Annotated in this window: 8 protein-coding genes, 1 tRNA gene and 1 pseudogene; all 10 read left to right on the plus strand. The window is 43.0% G+C overall.

Annotated features, from left to right (window positions below; genetic code table 11):
* Positions 1-4,843 precede the first annotated feature (4,843 nt).
* Positions 4,844-15,706, plus strand: a complete 10,863-nt coding sequence (locus AC3B6G_RS08270) for a DUF5776 domain-containing protein (RefSeq protein ID WP_489849943.1) — start codon at positions 4,844-4,846, stop codon at positions 15,704-15,706.
* Positions 15,707-16,075: 369 nt separating this feature from the next.
* Positions 16,076-16,148: transfer RNA gene (locus AC3B6G_RS08275), tRNA-His, on the plus strand.
* Between the two features lie 173 nt (positions 16,149-16,321).
* On the plus strand, positions 16,322-16,600 hold the full coding sequence (locus AC3B6G_RS08280; RefSeq protein ID WP_489849543.1) for a hypothetical protein: 279 nt from the start codon (positions 16,322-16,324) through the stop codon (positions 16,598-16,600).
* A gap of 159 nt (positions 16,601-16,759) precedes the next feature.
* The gene (locus AC3B6G_RS08285; protein ID WP_489849944.1) at positions 16,760-17,908 is read left to right on the plus strand and encodes an NAD(P)-dependent alcohol dehydrogenase; all 1,149 of its coding nucleotides are present in this window, start codon (positions 16,760-16,762) and stop codon (positions 17,906-17,908) included.
* 499 nt (positions 17,909-18,407) lie between these two features.
* Positions 18,408-18,794 carry a hypothetical protein gene (locus tag AC3B6G_RS08290; protein WP_489849945.1) on the plus strand — a complete coding sequence of 129 codons (387 nt, stop codon included), beginning with the start codon at positions 18,408-18,410 and terminating at the stop codon, positions 18,792-18,794.
* 3 nt (positions 18,795-18,797) lie between these two features.
* Positions 18,798-19,010: a hypothetical protein gene (locus AC3B6G_RS08295; RefSeq protein WP_489849946.1), complete on the plus strand. Its 213-nt coding sequence runs from the start codon at positions 18,798-18,800 to the stop codon at positions 19,008-19,010.
* Between the two features lie 1,001 nt (positions 19,011-20,011).
* Positions 20,012-20,990 (plus strand): annotated as a pseudogene (locus tag AC3B6G_RS08300) (ketopantoate reductase family protein).
* A 175-nt stretch (positions 20,991-21,165) separates the two neighbouring features.
* Positions 21,166-21,387 carry a hypothetical protein gene (locus tag AC3B6G_RS08305; protein WP_489849947.1) on the plus strand — a complete coding sequence of 74 codons (222 nt, stop codon included), beginning with the start codon at positions 21,166-21,168 and terminating at the stop codon, positions 21,385-21,387.
* Between the two features lie 51 nt (positions 21,388-21,438).
* Positions 21,439-21,636 (plus strand): aminotransferase class I/II-fold pyridoxal phosphate-dependent enzyme, encoded by a 198-nt coding sequence (locus AC3B6G_RS08310; RefSeq protein ID WP_489849948.1) that lies wholly within the window; start codon positions 21,439-21,441, stop codon positions 21,634-21,636.
* Positions 21,637-21,949: 313 nt separating this feature from the next.
* A complete protein-coding gene (locus AC3B6G_RS08315; protein ID WP_489849949.1) occupies positions 21,950-22,078 on the plus strand; it encodes a hypothetical protein in 129 nt (42 codons plus the stop codon).
* The last annotated feature ends 1,337 nt before the right edge of the window (positions 22,079-23,415 follow it).

The raw sequence follows: 23,415 nt of genomic DNA on the forward strand, positions 1-23,415 counted from the left end.
TCTGATGTCGATGCTGCTAAGAGTGCGGTTGCTTCCTTAACTGCTAACTCTAGTGCAATTCAAAGTTACACTAATATTGCTAGTGATGCTGCTGCCAAGGCATCTGCTGATGTTAACACGATTAACATCAGTGCCAGTGCTGCATCGAGTGCTGCCAGTGGTGCCAGCTCTGCTGCATCGAGTGCTTCCGGTGGTTCTAAGTCCGCTAGTTCTGCATCCAGTGCTGCTAATTCTGCATCCAGTGCAATTGCATCTGTTGTAACTAAGGTTAATGCTGATGATGCTGATGCTACTAAGTATGCATCAATTGCATCCAGTGCTGCTGCTGTTGTTAGTGGTGATGTTACTACTAATAGTAGTGTTGCTGCTCAAATCAACAGTGAATTCAATGCTAACCCAAGTGATACTGTCATCAGAAGTGCCGCTTCGGTTGCATCGAGTGCAATGAGTGTCATCAACAGTGCTAACACCGATGCACAACTTCAAAATGCTACCGCATCCAGTGCTAAGGCAGGGGTTGATAGTGATGTTGCAGTTGTAAGTTCTGCTAACCAAGCTGCTTCATTTGCTAATTCATTAGCTAACCAATTCGCTAGTCAAGCTGCTTCCTACTACAATGCTGGTCAAAACAGTGTTGCTGATAATGGATTTACTTCTCAAGCTGTCAGTGCTGCATCAGTTGCTGTATCCAATGCTGATCTTGCTAAGAGTACTGCTTCTAATGCTGATAGCTTAACTAGTGATGGTAGTATTGCTGCAAGCAAGGCGGTTTCTGATGAAAGTGCTGCTAATGCTGCTGCACTTTCCATGAACGCTGCATCTAGTGCCGCATCTAGTGCTAATAGTTCTGCTAATAGTGGTGGTTCTAAGTCCGCTAGTTCCGCCAGTTCTGCTGCATCTAGTGCTTCTGCTACTATTTCTGGATTTGCTAGTGCTGCTAATGCTGATGCTCAAAACGCTGAAAGTTATGCTAGTGTTGCATCCAGTGCTGATAGTGATGTTAATAGTTACTCTGCTAATGCAAATTCAGCAACTTCAACTATTAACTCCATTCAAAGTGCTAACTCCAGTAACGCAAGTAATGCCGTAATCAATAGTGCTTCTAAAGCAATTGCTAGTGACAGTGCTTCAATTGCTAGTCTTACTAGCGACGCTGACAGTCAAAAGACAATTGCCAGTTCTGCTGCTAGTGTAGCTTCAACTGCTGCCAGTCAAGCTACTAAGGACAGCTTTGCTGCTAGTTCAAATGCCGCTATGGCAAGTATCTTTGCTAGTCAAGCTGTTTCAGCTATCAATAATGATCACAACAACAACGCTGCTGCTACATTCAATTCACAAGCTGCCAGTGCTGCTAGTGCTACTGAAGCTATCATTAGTGATGCTGCTAGCCAAGCTGATAGTGCTTCATCTGCTACGATTGTAGCATCAAAGGCTGCTGCTCAAGCTCAAAGTGATGACAGTGCTGCTAAGGCATTGAATGGTTCGATCAATGATGCTATTAAGTCCGCTAACGCTGCTAGTGCTGCTGATAGTGATGCTTCTAACGCATCCAGTGCTGCTAGTGAAGCATCTAGTGCTAACTCTGGTACTGATAGTGATTCTGCTGATACTAGTTCAGCTGCTAGCCAAGCTTCATCAACTGCTAGTTCCGCTGCTAGTGATGCATCCAGTGCTTCTAGCGATGCTAAGAGTGCTGCAAGTGATGCAAGCAAGGCTGCTTCTGCTGCTTCTGCTCATCCTGGTAACAGTACGATGAGTTCTGCTGCTAGTGCTGCCAGTTCTGCTGCTTCAACTGCCAGTTCTGCTGCTTCTGATGCATCCAGTGCTGCTAGTCAAGCAAGTTCAGCTGCATCTAAGGCTGCTAGTGATAACAGTAAGGCTGCTTCTGATGCAAGCAAGGCTGCTTCTGCTAATAGCATCGCATCTAGTGCGGCATCTAATGCTAGTTCTGCTGCTCAAAGTGGTGATAGTTCAACTGCTTCTAAGGACGCTTCGATCGCAAGTTCCGCTGCTAGTGACGCTAAGTCCGCTAGTGCTGATGCTTCATCTGCTGCTAGTGATGCTAAGAGTGCCAACAGTGATGCTTCATCTGCTGCTTCGAAGGCATCCAGTGCTAACTCAACTGCTAGTTCTGCATCTAGTGATGCTAGTTCCGCTAACTCTGCTGCATCTAGTGCATCTAGTGCGGCAAGTTCCGGTGCTTCTGGTAACTCCAGTGCTTCTAGTTCTGCTAATAGTATTTCTGCTGCAACTAGCATCGCTGCTTCTGGTGCCGATGCCAGTGCTAAGGACGCAAGCAAGTACGCTAGTCAAGCATCCAGTGCTGCTGTTAAGGTGGCTAGTTACAATGCTGATGCTACTAGTCAAGCTGCAGTTACTTCCGCAATTGCTTCTGCATATCCACAAAACAGTGTCATCAATAGTGATAATGCTGCTGCCAGTTCCGCTGCTGCTGCAATCAGTAGTTTGAATGCTGATGCTGCTAACCAAGCAAGCATTGCTGCTAGTGCTTACCAAGTTGCTAGTGCTGCTGCTTCAAGTGCTGATCAAGATAACGCCAATGCCGCTTCCGGTGCTAGTGTTGTTAATGGCTTTATCAGTCAAGCCAACACGGCATTCTCCAATGGTGATAACAATGGTGGAAGTACCTTTACTAGCTTAGCTAGTTCTGCGGTTACTTCAATGGCTAAGTACGAAACTGATGCAACTGTTCAATCTAGTGCTGCTAGTGCTGCAACTGTAGTTGCTTCTAAGGCTGCTGCTCAAGCAATTGCTGATGAAAGTTCTGCTGCTGCTTATGAATCCGCTGCTTCATCTGCTGCTAGTGGAGCAAGTAAGGCATCCAGTGCTGCTAGTTCCGCTTCTAACAACTCCGGTAACAACAGTTCTGCTGCAACTTCTGCTTCATCAATTGCTAATAGTATTGCTGCTGCTGATGCTAACAATGCTGCCTTAGCATCTGGTTATGCTTCTGAAGCTGTATCATACGCTGTGATCGCTAATAGCAATACTGCAATTGCCAATGGTCAATACAGTAGTTTGACGAGCTTAGTAAGTCAAAACCCTGCTAATAGTTCCTTAGCAAGCTATGCTGCAATTGCTAGTTCTGCGATGGCTTCATTAACTGCTGCTGATAGTGATGCTAATGTTCAATCTGGTATTGCTACTAAGGCTGCTAGTGCTGCTGAAAGTCTTGCTTCTGGTGATACTTCCTTAGTTGCTGCCATTTCAGCTGCTTCAGTTGCTGTAGCTACTGCTGATAGTCAAGCTAACTCCGCATACAACGCTGGTAATTCTGCTAATGGTGATGTTTACTCATCAGTTGCTGCTAGCCAAGTTGCTGCTGCTGAATCCATTGCTACAGTAATGAAGAACAACTCCAGTGCAATTCAAAGTTACACTACGGTTGCTTCCAATGCTGCTACTAAGGCTTCTGAAGATGCTCAAACTGTATCCATCAATGCTAGCGTAACTTCAAGTGCTTCAAGTGCTGCTAGTTCTGCTGCATCGAATGGCTCTAAGGGCTCCAAGTCCGCAAGTTCCGCATCTAGTGCTGCTGGTTCCGCTGCTAGTGCAACTACTTCTGATGTAAGTCTTGCTAGTGGTAACCAAATTGCTGCTTCAAGTTATGCTGCCGTTTCCGCTGCTTCCGTTGTAAGTTCCAATGCAATTATTAATAGTAGTGAAGCTGCTATCATCAACAGTTACATGAGCGACAACCCAAGCAATGCCGATATTAGTTCCGCTGCTGTAGTTGCATCCAGTGCAATGATCGTTATCAATAGTGCTAATAGTGATGCGCAAACTCAAAAGAGTATTGCTGCTAGTGCTGATAGCGCCGTTGATTCTCAAGTTGCCATCGTAAGTTCTGCTAATAGTGTTGCTCAAAATGCTAATACCTTTGCTAACCAATATGCTAGTGAAGCTGCTAGTGCTTACAATGCTGGTCAAACCACAACTGGTGATAACTTTACTTCACAAGCTTCTAGTGCTGCATCTGTTGCGGTTGCTAATGCTTCCGCTGCCAAGATTGCTGCTGATGCTACAACAAGCTTAACTTCTGTTGGTAGTATCGCTGCAAGCAAGGCTAAGGATGATGAAAATACTGCGAATGTTGCTTCTGCTGCTATGAGTAGTGCTGCAAGTTCCGCATCATCTGCTAACAGTTCTGCTGCTAAGGGTGGTTCCAGTGCTGCAAGTTCTGCTAGTGCGGCTGGTCAAAGTGCTTCTGCACAAGTTAACAGCTACGCAAGTGCTGCTAATGCTGATGCTGCTAACGCTGTTAAATATGCTAGCGAAGCATCTAGTGCTGATAGTGCTGTAAACAGTTACTCTGCTGATGCTGATCAACAAAGTAAGGCTATGGACGCCATTGTTTCTAACAACCCAAGTAACGCTGCTATTTCCAGTGCCGCTGCTAGATTGAATAGTGATACTTCTGCAATGACCAGTGTTAAGAATGATGCTGATGTTCAAAACAGTACTGCTAGTGCCAACGCTTTAGTTGCTCAATCTGCTGCTAGTCAAGCTAATGTGGACAGTCAAGTTGCAAGTTCTGCTGCTAATATGGCTAACACTTATGCAAGTCAAGCTGCTGCTGCTATCAATGCACATCACAATTCCGATGCTGCTGCATTAACTTCACAAGCTGAAAGTGCTGCTAGTCAAGCTATCAATGTTATCAGTGATGCTAGTTCTGCTGCTGCAACTGCTAAGAGTGCAACTGACAATGCTTCAGTTGCTGCAAGTAAGGCAATTGCTGATCAAGCTGCTGCTAAGTCATTAGATACTGATATCAGTGTTGCTGTTAACTCCGCTAATGCTGCTAGTGGTGCCGATAGTGATGCATCTAAGGCATCCAGTGCTGCCAGTCAAGCTTCGAACTCCGCTAATGGTAGTTCCGCTGCTGGTTCTAACTCTTCTAATGCCGGTTCTGATAGTTCTGATGCTAGTTCTGCTGCAAGCAAGGCTGGTAGTGATGCCAGTGGTGCTTCTAGCAATGCTTCAAATGCATCCAGTGCTGCCAGTGCTGCAAGCAAGGCTGCTTCTGATGCTTCTGGTAACAGTTCCGCTGCCAGTGATGCATCTAAGGCATCCAGTGCTGCTAGTCAAGCTAGTTCCGCTGCTAGCGATGCTAGTCACAGCTGCTAGTGATGCTAGTTCCGCATCCAGTGCCGCTAGTTCCGCAAGCAAGGCTGCTAGTTCCGCTGCTAGTGATGCTAGTTCCGCTGCCAGTGATGCTTCGAAGGCTGCTAGCGATGCTAGTTCTGCTGCTCAAAGTGGTAACAGTTCTGCCGCTAGTTCCGCTGCAAGCAAGGCTGCTAGTGATGCATCCAAGGCTGCTTCTGCTAGTTCCGCTGCATCTAGTGCTGCTAGTGATGCTTCAAGTGCTGCAAGCAAGGCTAAGAGCGCTGCATCCAAGGCTTCCGCTGATAGCTCAACTGCTTCCAGTGCCGCAAGTGCTGCCAGTTCTGCTGCTAGTGATGCTTCAAGTGCTGCTAGCTCTGGTAAGTCTGGTGCTAATTCTGCAAGCAATATTCCAGGATCTGCTGCTTCAACTGCCAGTGCAACTTCAGTAACTGCCGGTAAGGTCGATGCTGATGCTACTGCCGCCCAAAGCTATGCTGTGATCGCTAGTTCCGCTGCTAGTGTAACTTCTGGTTATAACAGTGCTGCGGTTAGTGAAGCTGCGATTGCTTCTAGCTTCGCCGCTGCTAATACGCAAAACAGCCTAGTAAACAGTGCCAACTCTGCTGCTAGTTCTGCTGCTTCAGCCGTTGCCAGTTACAATGCTGATGCACAAAGTCAATCATCAATTGCTGCTAGTGCTGCTAGTGTTGCTTCCGCTGCTGCTAACAAGGCTGATAATGATAATGCCAATACTTCTAATGCCGTTATCAATATCAATAGCTTAGCTAGCGTTGCCGTAAGCTACTACAATGCTGGTAACACCGCTAATGGTGATATCTATGCTGGTCAAGCTACTGCTTCAGCTAATGCATTGAAGGGCTACGAAAGTGATGCCACTGTTCAATTGAGTGTCGCTGACGCTGCAACTTCAACTGCTAAGTCGGCTGCATCTCAAGCCGTTGCCGATGAAAAGGCTGCTGGTAGTTTGTCTATCGATGTTAAATCCGATGCTTCCAACGCTTCTAGTGCTGCTAGTCAAGCTAGTGGTAACAGTTCCGCTGCTTCTAGCAATGCTTCATCTGCTAACTCCGCTGAAACAGTTACTAACAGTGCTGCATCTGGTGCTAATGCTAATGCATCTGCTGCTAATAGTTACGCTAGTGAAGCTAGATCTTACGCCGTAGTTGCAAATAGTGATACTGCTTCTGCTGAAAAGGCTAACGACAGTGTTGCTTCACTTGCATCTGCAAACTCCGCTAATGCTTCATTAGCTAGTTACGCTGCTGCTGCTAGTTCTGCTATTGCTGCTATCACATCTGCTGATAGTGATGCTAATAGTCAATCTGCTATCGCAACTAACGCTGCTAGTCTTGCTAACAGCATCAACGCTTCAACTGCTGCCTTAAGTGCTGCCGTTTCAAGTGCTTCTGATGCCGTTAGTGCTAATGATGCATCTGCAAACTCTGCTTACTTAGCAGGGGATGTCACATCTGCTTCTAGTTACGCTGCTGCAGCTAAGTCAGCTGTGATCGTTGCTAGTGTTAACGCTGCCTCCATGGTTGCTAACTCCACTGCAATTCAATCACAAACTGATATTGCTAGTTCCGCTGCTGCTCAAGCTGCTAAGGATGTTCAAACCATCGCACTTCAAGCTAGTGTAACTGCTAGTGCTTCAAGTGCTGCCAGTTCCGCTGCTAACGGTGGTAAGAGTGGTGCTAGTTCTGCTAATTCAGCATCCAGTGCTGCTAGTTCCGCTGCTAGTGCAACCTCTAACGATGTTAACCTTGCTAGTGCTAATAAGAGTGTCGCTGATAGTGCAACTTCAGTTGCCATCTCTGCTGCTTCCGTTGTTAGTGCTGACACGAGTGCTGGTAGTAATACTGCTGCTAAGATCAATAGCTTAGTTACGGTTGATCCTTCCAATGCTAGTCTTGCAAGTACCGCTTCTGATGCTAACAGTCAAATGGCCATCATCAATAGTGCTAATAGTGATGCTCAAGATCAAAAGAGTATCGCCATCAGTGCTGATAGTGCCGTTAACTCACAAGTTGCTGTGATCAGTGCTGCTAACTCCGCTGCTCAAAGTGCCAACAACATGGCTAACTTTATAGCTAGTCAAGCTGCTGCTAACTACAACAACGGTAACCTTGCTAGTGCTACTGCTCAAACTGCCCAAATCGAATCTTACGCATCTATCGCTAGTCAAAATGCTACGGTTGCTGCTAGTGCAACTACCGCAACATCTAGCTTAACTAAGATCGCTGTTTCCGCTGCTAGTCAAGCGGTTGCTGATGAAAACACTGCCAAGGTTGCTTCTGCTTCCTTGAACTCTGCTTCCAATGCTGCTTCTAAGGCTGCTTCTGGTGCTAATAGTAGTGCTGCTAGTTCCGCTAATAGTGCTGCCAGTTCTGCTGCCAGTGATTCTGCTAGTGCTTCTGCATTCAACTCCGCTGCTCAAGCTGATGCTTCTGCTGCTCAAAGTTATGCTTCCGAAGCATCTAGTGCTGACAATGCCGTAACTAGTTACTCCAACGATGTTAATGCTCAAAGTGCTAACATGGCCAGCTTCGTTTCTGGTAACCCAAGCAACTCCGCAATTGCTAGTGCTGCTGCTGACTTGAACAGTGCTCAAAGTGCTATGAACAGCGTTAAGAGTGATGCTGATAGTCAAAACGCAATTGCTAGTTCCGCCGCTGCTGCTGCTAAGAACGATGCTAGTGCAACTGCTAGTGCTGCAACAGTTGCTAGTTCCGCTGCCAACATGGCCAGCTTCGTTGCTAGTCAAGCTGACTCCGCTGCTAGTGCTGGTAACACTTCCGCTGCTACCTCATTTGCTAATGCCGCTACTAGTTATGCTAATGCTGCTCACGCAGTCATCAGTGCTGCTGCATCTGCTAAGTCCGATGCTGACAGTATGACTGCCAGTGCTAAGGCTGCTGCTAGTGCTGCGATCGCTGATCAAGCTAAGGCTTCCGCTCTTGATAGCCAAGCTAAGGCTGATGTAACGAAGGCATCCATTGCTAGTGGTGCTGCTAGTCATGCATCTGATGCATCAAGCGCTGCTTCATCCGCAAGCTCCGCTAACTCTGGTGCTTCATCTGCTGCTTCTGGTGCAAGTTCTGCTAGTTCTGATGCTAGTTCCGCAAGTTCCGCTGCTAGTTCTGATTCCAGTGCTGCATCCAGTGCTGCAAGCAAGGCCAGCTCTGCTGCTAGTCAAGCTTCATCAACTGCTTCTGGTGCTTCTGGTAACTCCGCTGCTAGTTCTGCTGCTTCTAAGGCATCCAGTGCTGCAAGCAAGGCCAGTTCTGCTGCTAGTGATGCAAGTTCCGCTTCTAGCGAAGCAAGTTCCGCATCTAGTGAAGCCAGTTCCGCTGCAAGCAAGGCTAGTTCCGCTGCTAGTGATGCAAGTTCTGCTGCTAGTGAAGCATCCAGTGCTTCCAGTGCTGCTAGTTCCGCTGCTCAAAGTGGTAACAGTTCCGCTGCTAGTTCTGATGCATCTAAGGCATCTAGTGCTGCAAGTAAGGCATCTGCTGATAGCTCCGCTGCATCTAGTGCTTCATCTGCTGCATCCAGTGCTGCAAGTAAGGCATCCAGTGCTGCATCCAGAGCTTCATCTGATAACTCAACTGCCAGTTCTGCTGCTAGTGATGCTAGTTCCGCTAACTCCGCTGCATCCAGTGCTGCTAGTGCCGGTAAGTCCGGTGCAAGCAATACTAGTTCCGCTGCTAGTGATGCTAACTCCACTGCATCTGCAACTTCCGCAATTGCAGGCTCAGTTGATGCTAATGCTTCCTTAGCTGAAAGCTACGCTGCTGAAGCTAGTTCCGCTGCTAGTGTAACTGCTGGTTACAATAGTTTAGCAACTAGTCAAGCTGCCATTGCTTCAAGTTACGCTGCTGCTAATACTCAAAACAGTGCCGTAAACAGTGCTAACTCTGCTGCTAGTTCTGCTGCTTCAGCCGTTGCTAGTTACAACGCTGATGCACAAAGTCAAGCTGCTAAAGCATCTAATGCCGCAACTGCTGCCAGTGCCGCAGCTGTTAAGGCTGATAGTGATAATGCTGCTGCTTCTGCCGGAGCAGTCAATGTTACTAGCTTAGCTAGTCAAGCCGCTAGCGCTTACAATGCTGGTAACGAAACATTAGGTAGTGCTCTTAATGATCAAGCGGTTGCTTCCGCTGCTTCATTGAAGAGTTACGAAGCTAATGCGAATGCTCAATCAGTAATCGCTGCTTCTGCTACTACAGTTGCTTCGATCGCTGCTTCTAAGGCCATCGCTGATGAAAGTGCTGCTGCTAGTTATGAAGCTAGTGCATCTGCTGCTGCATCCAGTGCCGCTAATGGTGGTAACAGTGCTGCTTCAAGTGCTGCTAGTGCTGCTAGTTCCGAAGCATCAAATGCTTCTGCTCAAACATCTAAGTTTGCATCCGCTGCAAATGACGATGCTACGAAGGCAAGTATTGCTGCTAGCCAAGCATCCAGTGCTGACACGGCAGTAACTAGTTACTCTGCCGATGTTACTTCACAAAGTACTACGATGAGCAGTATCGTTGCTGGTAATCCAAGCAATGCTACGATCTCAAGTGCTGCTAGTGATTTGAACAGTGCTTCATCTGCTATGAACTCTGTTAAGAACGATGCCGATGCTCAAAACGCTGCTGCCAGTTCCGCTTACATCGTTGCTAGTTCTGCTGCTAGTGTTGCTGATAGTGCTTCCGTCGTTGCTAGTTCCAATGCTAACAATGCTTCGATCTTTATCAGTCAAGCTAACTCCGCAATGAGTGCTGGTAACATGGGCTCTGCTGCTAACTTCATCAGTCAAGCAACTAGTTACGCTAATGCTGCTAACGCCGTTATCAATGCTGCTAGTGATGCTAAGACGACTGCTGATAGTGCAACTTCAACTGCTCAAAGTGCTGCTAAGGCTGCAATCGCTGATCAAGCCAAGGCTAAGAGCTTAGATAGTCAAGTTAGTGCTGACGTAAGTTCTGCTGCTCAAGCTAGTTCCGCTGCAAGCAATGCTTCAAAGGCATCTAGCGATGCTTCATCCGCAAGTTCTGCTGCATCCAGTGCTGCTTCTAATAACAGTGGTGCTTCTAAGGCTGCATCGAGTGCTAACTCAGCATCGAGTGCAACTTCAAGTGCATCGAGTGCTGCCAGTTCTGCTGCTTCTGGAGCAAGTTCCGCTGCTAGTGATGCTTCCAAGGCTGCTTCTGGTGCTTCTGGTAACAGTGCTGCCAGTTCTGCTGCTTCGAAGGCATCCAGCGCTGCTTCAACTGCTTCATCTGCTGCTAGTCAAGCATCTAGTGATTCTAGTGCTGCTAGTTCAGATGCTAGTCAAGCATCTAGTGAATCCAGTGCTGCCAGCTCTGCTGCTAGTCAAGCTAGTTCCGCCGCAAGTCAAGCATCCAGTGATTCTAGTGCCGCAAGTTCTGCTGCTCAAAGTGGTAACAGTTCTGCTGCATCTAGTGCCGCTAGTGATGCAAGCAAGCACGCTAGTGAAGCTAGTTCCGCTGCTAGTGCTGCATCCAGTGCTGCCAGTGCTGCTAGTTCACATGCTAGCGATGCTAGTTCTGCTGCTAGTGATGCTTCTAAGGCTGCTTCAATTGCATCTAGTGCAAGTTCAACTGCTTCAAGTGCTGCTAGTGATGCTAGTCAAGCCAGTTCCGCTGCTAAGTCAGCAAGTTCTGCTGCTAGTGATGCTAGTTCCGCAAGTTCCAACAGTTCCGCTGCTAGTTCTGCAAATAGTGGTGCCAGCTCCGCTGCTTCTGGTGCTTCAAGCAACTCCAGTGCTGCATCCAGTGCCGCAAGCAATGCCAGTTCTGCTGCTTCTGGAGCAAGTTCTGCTGCTAGTCAAGCCAGTTCTGCTGCCTCTGCTGCTTCTGGTAACAGTGCCGCCAGTTCTGCTGCTAGTCAAGCCAGTTCCGCTGCTTCGAAGGCATCCAGTGCTGCAAGCAAGGCTGCTAGTGATAACAGCGATGCTTCAAGTGCTGCCTCCGCTGCTTCAAGCGCTGCTAGTGATGCCAGTTCCGCATCCAGTGCTGCCAGCTCCGCTGCTAGTCAAGCATCGAGTGCTGCTTCTGCCGCTAGTTCTGCTGCCCAAAGTGGTGACAGTTCCGCTGCATCCAGTGCCGCTTCGATCGCATCGAGTGCAAGTTCCGCTGCATCGAGTGCTGCTTCTGCTGCATCGAGTGCTGCTTCTAAGGCATCGAGTGAAAGCTCTGCTGCCTCTAAGGCTGCTAGTGATGCAAGTTCTGCTGCTAGTGAAGCATCCAGTGCTTCTAACGCTGCTAGTTCCGCCGCTTCTAAGGCCGCTAGCGATGCTAGTTCCGCTACAAGTGGTGCAAGCAATGCTGCTAACTCCGCTGCTAGTGATGCTTCTAAGGCTGCTAGTGATGCTTCTGGTGCTAAATCAGATGCTTCCGCTGCATCCAGAGCTGCTAGTTCTGCTGGTTCCGCATCATCTGCAACGAACTCCATTGCTTCTAAGACCGATTCAATGAGTTCCAGTGCTGCAAGCATGGCTTCTAACAACCCTGCTAACAGCGTCATCAGTAGTGCTGCTGATGTAATCAGTTCCGCTGCTTCTGATGCCGATAGTGCTAACTCAGATGCTAGTTCTGCTGCTTCAACTGCTAGTTCTGCTGCTAGTGATGCTAACTCTGCTGCTAGTGATGCTTCTAATGCTGCAAGCATTGCCAGTTCCGCTGCTAAGGCTGCTAGTTCTGCTGCTGCTCATGGAGATGCTTCTGGTGCTTCATCCGCTGCTGCAATTGCTAGTTCCGCTGATAGTAAGGCTAGTGCCGATAGTAGTACTGCTAGTGCTGATCGTTCTGCTGCTGAATCTGCTAATAGTGCTGCTCAAAGTGATAAGAGCATTGCTAGTTCCGCTGCTTCCGCTGCTAACAGCGCAAGCAAGGCAATTAGCCAAGCTGCTAAGGCTCAAACCAGTGGTGCTTCATCCGCTGCTAGTGCTTCATCTGCCGCATCCAGTGCTAATAGTGCTGATAGTGCTATCATCGATAGTGTCAACAGCATGTCTAATGATCTTAACAGTTACTCCATTGCTACTAGCGAAGCTGCTAGTGCTTCTAGAAGTTACGTCAGCTTAGCAATGAGTGCTGCTAGTCAAGCTGCTAAGGCTGCTGCAGTCAACGAAAGTGATAATGCTGTTATCGCTGGACTTGCTAGTGATGCTGAACAACAAGTCAGCTTAGCTAGTGCTGCTGATCAATTAGCTGAACAAGAATCTGCTCGGGCTAACGGTGCTTCCTTAGTTGGTAGTGTTGCTGCTAGTGCGGCTGTTCAAAATTACTTGATCGGTAGTTCTGCTGCTGATGATGCTTCCAAGTATGCTAGTGCTGAACAATCAGCTCGTGCTGAAGGTAACGTTTCATTAACTGAAACTTACGATTCATTGTTGAACAGTGCTGCTAGTGTTGTAACTAGTGCTTACAAGCTCAACTCACGCAGCGCAATGTCTACTATGACTTCCGCTGTTAAGACTGCTAGTCTTGCTGCTGCCTCTGCAAACAGTGATGAAGCCAATGCTTCAATTGCTGCTTCCAAGGCTGTGGCTGACCTCGTTAGTGCTGATAGCTTAACTTCTGCTTCTGCTAATGCCGGTAGTAGTGCTGCCAATACTCCAATTGCTAGTGCTGCTGCAATGAACGCATCTGCTAGTGCAAATGCTTCTGGTGCTCGCATGAACGCCGATGCTGCTGATAGCTACGCTAAGATGGCCAGTGTCGTTGCTAGTCAAATGGCTAGTGAAGCTGCTCAAGCACAACAAAGTGCTGCCGCAGTTCAAAGCGATGCCAACTTGTTCCCTGGTAATGCTTCCTTAGCTAGTCTTGCTTCTAATGCTTCTAACGCTGCTAATAGCGCTTCCGCATTAGCTAACCAAGCTAGTCAAGAAGCTCAAAAGACTAGTTCCAATGCTAGTCGGGCTGATCAAGCTGCTAATGATGCTGCTATCAATGCTGCTTTGGCAAGTCAAGCTGCTTCCTTAGTTGATAAGAATGCTGCTCAAGCTTCCATGGCTTACGCATTTGGTAACAACGTCTTAGGGGATGCTTACTTGAAGCAAGCTAGTTACGCTATGAATGCTTTAAGTGCTGCTGAATCACAAACAGCTGTTAACTCCGCTGTTGCTAGTGTTGCTACTGATGGTAGTCATTCTGGTGGTTCTAACGTCAACTCATTAGCTACAAGTGCTGTTAAGTTGAATACCAGAACTGCTACTGACAAGGTCAAGGCTGATCAAATCGTTAACGAGATCAACTCTGAAGTTGCTGCTGTTAACAACGTTAAGAGCGCTGCTGACAGTAAGGCTGCTGCTGGTTCATTAAGTGTTAGTGCTGCTAGTGCTTCTGCTAGTCTTGCTGGTAGTTACGCTAACCAAGCTAGTGCTGGTTATCAAAGTATGATCACCACTGCTGGTCAAGCTCAAGCTAACATCAACTTGTTGAGTGGTTTTGCTGCTAATAGTCAACAAAACGTTGTGGTTGCTAGTGCTAAAGCTGCTGCTGATAGTGCTAACGCTCGGATCAACAACTTGACGACTGCTGCTAGTTCCGCTACGGTCGTTGCTAGCCAAGCTTATGCTAGCGCATTGAACTTGGTTGCAAGTACTGTTGCTAATAACAACAGTGCTCAATCAGCTGTTACAGCTGCTAATGATGCTGCCAAAGATGCTGTTAATGCTTATCAAAGCGGTGATAACAATGCTGCTAGATTAGCTGCCAGTGTTGAAGGTGACTCTGCAAATGTTAACATGTTCACTTCCATGGCTGCTAGTGCTGCTAGTGCTACGAATGGTGAAACAGTTAAGGCTTCTGATGCTGCTAAGGCAGTTTCCGATGCTGCTGCTGGTATCGATGTTCCAATGAGCATTGTTGCTAGTGCCGCTTCCGTTGCTTCAAACAACGTTAGTGTTGCTAACTCCATCATGGCCAATACTAATTCAATCGTTAGTTCTGGAAATGACCACGCTGCTCAAGTTAGTGCCGATGCAAATAGTATCATTGCTTCATTATTTGCTGGTATTAACAATGTTACTGTTACTGATGGGGATGATTTCGACAGAATGGGTGATGACAACGATGCTCAAACAGTTTCCGCAACTCAAGGCTTCGGTGCTGTTCGGACATTCGGTGCAACTTCATCCAGTGCATCCGCTGCTAGTTCCGCTACTAACTATGATTCGATCATTGCTAGTGCTAGTGCTGCTGCTAGTTCAGAAGCTGCTAAGTTTAGTGCTGCTTCAATTGCAGCATCTAAGTACGCATCTGCTGCTGATAGAGAAGGTAATTCTGTAAAGGCACAAGCAGTTTCTAATGCAAGTGCTCAAAGTGCTATGCAATCTGCTCAATCACTTGCTAAGTCATATCAAGCTAAGGGTGAAATAGCTCAACTAGAATCTGAAAATAATGTTGCTGCTTCATACGCTGCTCAAATCAAGGATGTTTCAGCTGCTAATATTGCTATTTCAGTAGCATCATCTGCTGCTAAATCTGAAGCTTCAATTGCATCTAGTGCAGCTACTGCAGAATCAACTGCTAAATCAATTGCATCTTCTGCTTCAAGTGCATCCGCAAAGAGCTCCGCATCATCCAGTAGTTCTAGCTCTGCATCATCCAGCAGTTCCAGTTCTAGCTCCGCTTCATCTAACAGTAGTCATGCTAGTTCCGCATCATCCAGTAGCTCCAGTTCTAGTTCTGCATCATCCAACAGTAGTCACGCTAGTTCCGCATCATCCAGCAGTTCTAATTCCAGTTCTGCTTCATCGAACGGAAGCTCAGCTACTCCATCCAGTTCTAGTTCCAATGGTTCCGGTTCTGCCTCCAATGGTGGTAACTCAGGATCCAATGGTTCCGGTTCTGCTTCCAATGGTGGTAACTCAGGATCCAATGGTTCTGGCTCTACTTCAAATGGTGGTAACTCTGGTTCTAATAACGGTTCAAGTTCTGCTTCTAACGGTAGTAACTCTAGTTCCAATGGCTCCAGTGCTGCATCATCCAACAGTAGTCATGCTAGTTCAAGTGCTTCTAGCGCTTCGAATGGTGGTAACAGTAGTGCTTCTAACGGTAGTAATGCTAGTTCTGCTTCATCGAACGCAAGCTCTGCTGCAGACAAGTTAGTTCCTGTAACTAAACATCTTTACAGTACTCGTGGGGTTCAACTTTACAGTCAACCTGATCTTAAGAGTGCTAAGGGTGCTTATTACAAGGCTGAAAAACTTGCTGATGCCAAGGTATTCAGAGTTGTTGGCAAGATCACAAAGAATGGTAAGACGTTCTACAAATTAGCAAATGGTAAGTACATTCTCGCTAATGTACATCTTCACGATGTTTACTACGAAAAGGCTGATAAAGTTAGATTAGTCAAAGTTACTAAACGTGGTGGAATCCAAATCCATTCAACCAAAGACTTTAGCGATAAAGGTAAATGGGTTGCTAAGGGACGTAAGTTCAAGATCGTTAAGACGGTAAGACAAGGTACCATTACTCGTTTCTATCTTAGCGATGGACGTTACATTACCAGTAATAAGAAGTGCGTTAAATCATTACTTTAATCACTTCTGATTAATTAAAAAAGACATCTCCAAAAGGGGATGTCTTTTTTTGTGTTCTATATAGATAGTATTATAAAATGAATATAATACTTATTTACTTTAACTTATATAAAAATAAAACTAATTAAAATGTTAATAAAATTCCCTCAACAAGGAATAATTATCTTAATAGTATTATTTACTTTAATATGAATTTAGAGATGAATAGAGCGATTTTTAGCAGAAAATTAGACTATTTTTCATATTATTAGTCAATATAAAATAATTTTATCATTATTAATGAGCATGATAATTTGACCTTTAGTATATTCATAGATTTGACGGGACTCTTAAAATAAGCTACAATAATATCTTGTTAATAATGATATGGCGGTATTGGTGAAGGGGTTAACACACTGGTTTGTGGATCCAGCACGCGTGGGTTCGATTCCCACATACCGCCTAAGTAGGCATTCCTGAAAAGGGATGCTTTTTTTGTGTCATTTTACATGTATATTTATAATATTTTACTTTAACTTAAAAATAAAAAAATAAATAATAAAAAAACATTTCACATCAACTTATGTTCTTTTCTACGTATTTAATCCTATGTGCTATTAAAAGAGGTGGAGCAGGATGGATTTAAAATACATTATGGAACATGGGGATATTCGAGCGGCTTATGTGTTGGGGTGTTTGGAGGAACGGATGCGCTTAGCTTATCGATATATGCATCCGGAAGAAGCTTTCATTACATACCCAATGGAAGAACTTAGTCATCAGTTGGAAGTATCTGTAGTTCAGTGTGTCCAGATCATGGATCGTTTAGAAGCGCAGGGGTACTTAAAACGAAAACATGATCTAGCAGGACCTGACAAATTATATTTACCACGGCTCAAATTAACTAGTTCCTAATCAAAACTAAATAATTTAAGTTAGCACTAGCTTTATGGAAAATAAAGCATCTTTTTAGACTAAATGATTGCTTTTAAATGGGAAAAGAATATATTAAGGGTAGTTCGAGAAACTAAGTTTTGATAGTCTCCCGATGATCGTGAAAAGGAGTGGAATAGAATGAAGAAAGAAATTACCGCAGCCGTCGTTGATGAACGTAACGCCGCCTTTAAGTTAGAAAAAGTAGATTTAGATGATGAATTAGATAGCAATGAAGTGCTCGTTCACATGGTCGCTTCTGGGATCTGTCATACTGATGAAACTGTCCGGAACGGAGATGTTGATGGACAAACTGGGACCTTCCCTTATCCTGCAATTGCTGGACATGAAGGGGCTGGGATCGTTGAAAAAGTTGGTAACGATGTCAAGGGTATCGAAGCCGGTGATCATGTTGTTCTAAGTTATGCTTATGATGGAACTTGTAAGAACTGTCTTGCTGGTTTTCCAGCTAGTTGTGTGAACTGGGGTAAATTGAATGCTTGTGGAGTTCGTGCAAACGGTAAACATGCTTTCTTTGCCAAAGATGGTTCACCTATTTCGAATTTCTTTGATCAATCTAGTTTTACGACTGAAACGATCGTTAACGACCGTAATATTATCAAGGTTCCTAAGGATATCGATCTTCGTAAGGTAGGACCTTTAGGTTGTGGTTTTGTTACCGGTGCTGGAACTATCTTCAACGCTTTGAAACCAGCTCCTGGTTCTTCGATCGTTATCATGGGAACTGGAGCTGTTGGTCTCGGTGCTTTAATGGCTGCTAAGATCATGGGTTGTTCTAAGATAATTGGTGTTAACCACCATGATGCCCGGTTGGAAGTTGCTAAGAAGTTAGGAGCAACCGATGTGATCAATAATGCGAAGACCGATTGGATCAAAGCGGTTCAAGATCTTACTGATGGCTTAGGTGCAGATTATGTTGTTGATACGACTGGTTTGACTAAGTTACAAGAAGAATGTGTGACAGCCGCCTTAGCTCCTGGTGGTCATTTTGCGCCATTAGCAGTTACTCAACATAGTATGACCGTTAACCCATGGACTGATCTTGAAGCTAGTCAAAAACATATTGATGGGGTCTTAATGGGTAATGCAGTTCCTCAAATTACGATCAAGAAATTGATCGAATTCTGGCAAGCAGGGAACTTCCCATTTGATACGTTGGAAAAGACTTTTGATTTTAAAGACATTAATGAAGCCGATAAAGCTTCTAACGATGGCTCTGTTATTAAACCAATTTTGATCATCGACAAGGACTATGTTCCTGGAAAATAATTAAAAATTAAAATCGTTCAAGAGTAAAAATTTCATTTCGTAATTGGACGAAAGCAAAAAGCTTATTGGTGAATTCCAGTAAGCTTTTTTATTGTTAAAAGTTATGATTTGCAACTAAAAAAGTATCGGGATGCATACGGATAAAAAGTGTTGCTATTACGAATGGGATAAAAAGAATGGTTTGTCACTTTTTTTAAAAGTTATTTGATGAAAAAAGCTGTTCGCTCAAAAATTGTTCATAGCCATGAATAATAGGTCTAGTAACTAATTCGAACATCAAAAAATGAGATTAAAATTTGTAAATCGATGTTATTGATGGGTGACACTTTTAAAACGTTTGTACCTTAGAAGTAAAAATTGTTATTATAAAGCATGTTACTAACTGGTAGGAAAAATATTTTGAGTCCCATGATCAGTTCTGACTATGTGGGTAGGTCAGATGAAAGGATATACGATAAGTCCAATAAAGCTATTTTTATATATGGATGGAGTCTTAATTATGGGAAAGAAAATTACTAAAATATGTCTATTGGTAAGTGTCTTATTATTTTTTATAGTAGGGGGAGTATTACCTGCTAGTGCTAATACTAAAATTACTATTACGACTAGTAAGAAAACTAACAGTTCTAATAGTGGTGCCAATAATATTGTTCGATCTAATAACAATTTAAAGATCGTAGCTCAACATAAACTTGCTAATCAAACCTATAACAAGAGTTTGACTGGGATGCGATGGATCTTTCACCGGCCTAGTGGGTTAGCGAATGCCAAATTGATTTCGCACCATGGAGCTGATGTGAATAAGTTGACCAATCAAAGGAGCTCAGTGTTCATGACTTATCAAGTGGCACAAAGGAATGATGTCACTTTAAATGAACCCTTATAAGTAGTGGTTTCTCAACATCACAGTGTTTGGGGATGGATTCGTGCTGATGGGATCAAAGCTGCTCCAATCGTTACGAATGCTTTTATTAAAGTTAAGATCACTAATATAAAGATGATCAATGATCATAACTATAACCACGTTTTGAATGGTAAAGCACGCGTGTTTAATAAACCTAGTGCATTGAACGGTGCCACCGATAACAGCAATGCAAGTTGATGTTATCCTTAGCAGCAGCAAGGCGCACGATTTAGAGTGCAAAGAATTGCTAAGACAAATGATGGCAATACCTATTATCAGATTGACTCGTTACATCATACACTTAAGGGATTGTCATAAGTAGCGGTCTAGTTCCATCGTAATTATTAATCAAATTAGATTCAATAAAAAAACATCAATGTAAAAATTTAACGTTCATGTTTCATTTGGAAGAGCACCGTAGATTGGAATCTTCAGGACTGGAATAATAAAGGCGATAATTTTTGATTTATAATTATATAATTGTAATTAATTATATTTTACTTTAACTTTAAATAAACAAAAATAACAAAACAAATTAACTAAAAACTTGCAACAAAGTTAAAAATGATTTATTATGAAGATGCTTAAGGAATTATGAATCAGTTAAATAATTGGCTAAGATGTTTAGATAAGTCTCACGGGCTCAGTTGCCCAGGACTTATCTTTTTTTATTTTAAAAAGCAACGACTGACAAGTAATTTTACTTGTCAGCTATCAAAATTTACAATATTAATAATTAAGAACACTACCAAATTTAATTAAAGGCTTTTTATTAAAATAATTGACTTTATTTTCTTTTGGCCTAGAATATATATTAATTAATTTCGTAATTAAACAAAATGAGCAGCAGAGTAATTCGTTCTGTGGGTCCAGAAAATCGTCACTGGCTGTGAGACGATCGAAGCGGACGAATGAAGATGGGTTGTGATTTGGCATTGTCAATGAGGCAATGATGGCTTGGCACTTCATTACTAGTGCACGCGTTGTTAGACAGTTAGTGAGGGATGCAGCTTGAACTGTATCTGAATTAGAATGGTACCACGGTTACCCCGTTTCTATTAATTTAGAAGCGGGGAGCGTTAGTTTTTTACGAAATTAAGGTAATCAGGAATATATTCAGTGTGTTATCAATACTTATACGATCAACTTAGTTGTGATCATATTTTTAAATAACGTTGACCAAGAAAGGATGTTGAACGATGAAATACGCAATTTTAGGTGCTGGGGGCATGGGCCTTCATTTTGGAACATTATTACAAGAAGTAGGGTATCAAGTTGACTTTATCGATACTTGGGAACCTCAAGTTGAAACGATCAGGAAACAACATGGTGTTTACGTTTCACGCACGAGGCCAAGGACGTCATTTATTAACGATCGACAATATTTATTACCAGTGAAGAATATCATGGGCATCCTGATGTTGTGATCCCATTTACCAAACAATCGGTCTGTCAGAAATGCTTAAACGTTGTGCTCATTTCTTCAATGATGACCAATATGCGGTCACTTTAATGAATGGGATGGGTCATAGCTTGAAAAGATCGATTCAATATTTCCCTAAACAACATGTGATCTAAATCACCGTTTTTGATCGGTAGTATCTTGGCACTAAACCTGGGGATGTTGATTATGTAGCGAAAAAAGGGACTGGTTCCTGTAATCTAGCTAATCAAACCGAAAAAGTTGATGCTACGACTAAAGAAATTGCTAAAGAATTTACTGAAGCAGGATTGAACGCTAGTATCCATACTAATTTCATGGGAACGTTATTGACACCTTAAAGTCATCTTCAATTCCGTCTTGAACAGTCTTTCCACTAGTTTCCAGCTTTAGGTGCCTATGGTGAATTCATCGAAGCGCCTTCAGCTAAATCGATGAGATATCGACCTGATTAATGAAGCGTTCGATGTTTGTGAACGAGCTGGGATCGAACTATTGAATACGCGTGAAGAAAATGGCAAGTAATCTATCATACTGCCCATGACGTTAATCCAGAACATTATCCTTCAATGTACCAAGATCTGGTAACTGACCGACCAACCGAAGTTGAATACATTAATGGCTATATTTATCGCTTAGGCCTTAAGCATGGCTATATTGCACATAATCATAAGTTCGCAATTGGATTAGTTCACTTGGCAGACAAAATTGCAGCAAATTCGCGGAGACCAAGCTAAATAAGTTCAAGCTAATTATGCATTTATTGAAATGTTTAGTGAGGCTTTCTCTAGGCGGCATCCTTTTGAGATGATGGTTCTAACGAATAGTTTAGCTGTTAGATTGAATTTAACGATGGGGATGCCTAATTGTGGAAACATTTAAAAAGGGCCTTGCAGAAGGAGGGAATCATTGATGGATCTAAAACAACAATTACAACATTTGAATCAAAAAGTGCAAACGATGCAATCAAATCAAATCGTTGATTTTAATATGCATGATCGCAATATTCCAGGACTGATCATCACTTACTTATGGGGAACCAGCATTTTCCGACGCCAGAACACATTAAATCAGCTGCCATCCTTAGCAATCAATGATGACCAAAGTCATTATACTGATCTTCGCTGGGTATGAACCATTACTTCAACGCTGCTAAATTTCTTCACGATAAATATGACCTTGATTATGATCCAGCATGATCAGATCATTACAACGGTAGGGGTAGCAGAAGGAATCCATGATGTTTTTACGTCACTCTTATTGAACCCCGGAGATGAAGTCATCGTTCCTACCCCAACATATCCACTCTATGCGGCTAATATCAATTTTTGCGGTGGTGACCACCGATCTTTATCAATACCGCAAAAGATGACTTCATTTTGACCCCAGAGCGATATACAGGCCTTAAAAGACCATCCTAAAGCCAAAGCAGTGATCATTAATTACCTAACAATCCAGTCGGCAATACCTATACTAAAGACCAGTTAACAGCGCTAGCCAATGTGATTAAACAACATAATATCATCATTGATCAGTGATGAGACTATAGTGAACAGCCTTTACGATGAACCTCATTTTTCAATCGCTAAGATCCTGCCAGAACAAACGATTCTTTTAAATGGAGCTTCAAAAACGTTCGCAATGACTGGCTGGAGAATCAGTTAAGATAACATCTGCTTCAACAGTTGGGTTTCCATTGATCAAAAAAATTAATGCGGTCAATCATACTTTAATCACGACTCATGCAACTAATAATGCAGAATATGCGGCTAGTGAGGCATTCTTACATGGTGAAGATGATGCTGAACCAATGAAATTATCTTAAACGATAGAGCTTTGTTACGGGATGGTTTAACGAAAGCCGGTTTTTTAAGTCCTGAACCAACAGGGGCTTTTTACATCGTTTTAATGTTCAATAGATCCCTGCTAAATATGGCCATGATAGTGTCGCATTTGCATTACGGCTAGCTAAAGAAGCTAAAGTTGGTGTCATGCCGGGGGTAATCTTTGGACCTGGTGGAGAAGGTTATCTTCGTTTTAGTTATGCCGCTAGTAGTGATGATCTTAAAAAAGTAGTTGCACAGATTCAACAGTTCGTTGATAATAATTAGTTGAGATGAAAAAATAAATTAATTTACGAATGTCCTTGCATTATCTAAGAAAAGAACTATTATAAAGATGCTTAGGACCGATTCCTGAATCAGTTGAATAACTGGCTAAGATGTTTAGATAGATTTCACGGGATTAAGTTCCCAGAATCTATCTTTTTTATGCTCTAATTAAAAATATATAATGATTCATTTTTGGAGGGTATGCTTGATATATCTAATTTAAATAATTAATTTAAATTAGACTTAGATTTACTTGCATTTTATAAATAAATGGACTACTATAAAGATACTTAAGGAATTATGAATCAGTTGAATAACTGGCTAAGGTATTTAGATAAGTCTCACGGGCTCAGTTGCCCAGGACTTATCTTTTTTTATTTCAAAAAGTAATTAGCTGACAAGTAAAAATACTTGCTCACTAACGAATTAATGGTATTGTATTTTCAACAGATGAATCTATTTATTTATTTTATATTTTATTAGGGATGTCACTTGCGTTTTTAAATAAAAGAACTATTATGAAGATGCTTAAGGAATTATGAATCAGTTGAATAACTGGCTAAGAGTTAAGGATGAAACTGATTACATTCCAGGATTTATCTTTTTTATTTAACATTTATAAAAAAATGTAAGTGGATATATTTTACTTTAACTTAATAAAACAAAAAACAAATAAACTATACAACAAAACAATGAATGATCGTCTCTATTTGTATCCTGAATAGTCTAAATAATGTCTTAAATGTTGCTTTATCCACAGTAATATTAACAATAGTAAAACATCTTAATTAATCAATAATAATAGATTCCGGCATTTAAAAAATTTTGTTTAATAAGTTTGTACATTATATATAAAAACATAACCAAACTTTGCATTATTATTAATCATTTAACGTTATTTTTATCCTATGTCACTGTTAGTATGTAATCGTGATAATAGGAATGCCGTTGAAACAGGGATGAATGATCGTAGTTTTAAGGGATGGCACTTTCAAGAAATCAATGTTTATTATCTCATCGAAGTCGTCTAAACCCTGGGCCTTTTGACGGT

Source organism: Nicoliella sp. ESL1149 (assembly GCF_058107265.1).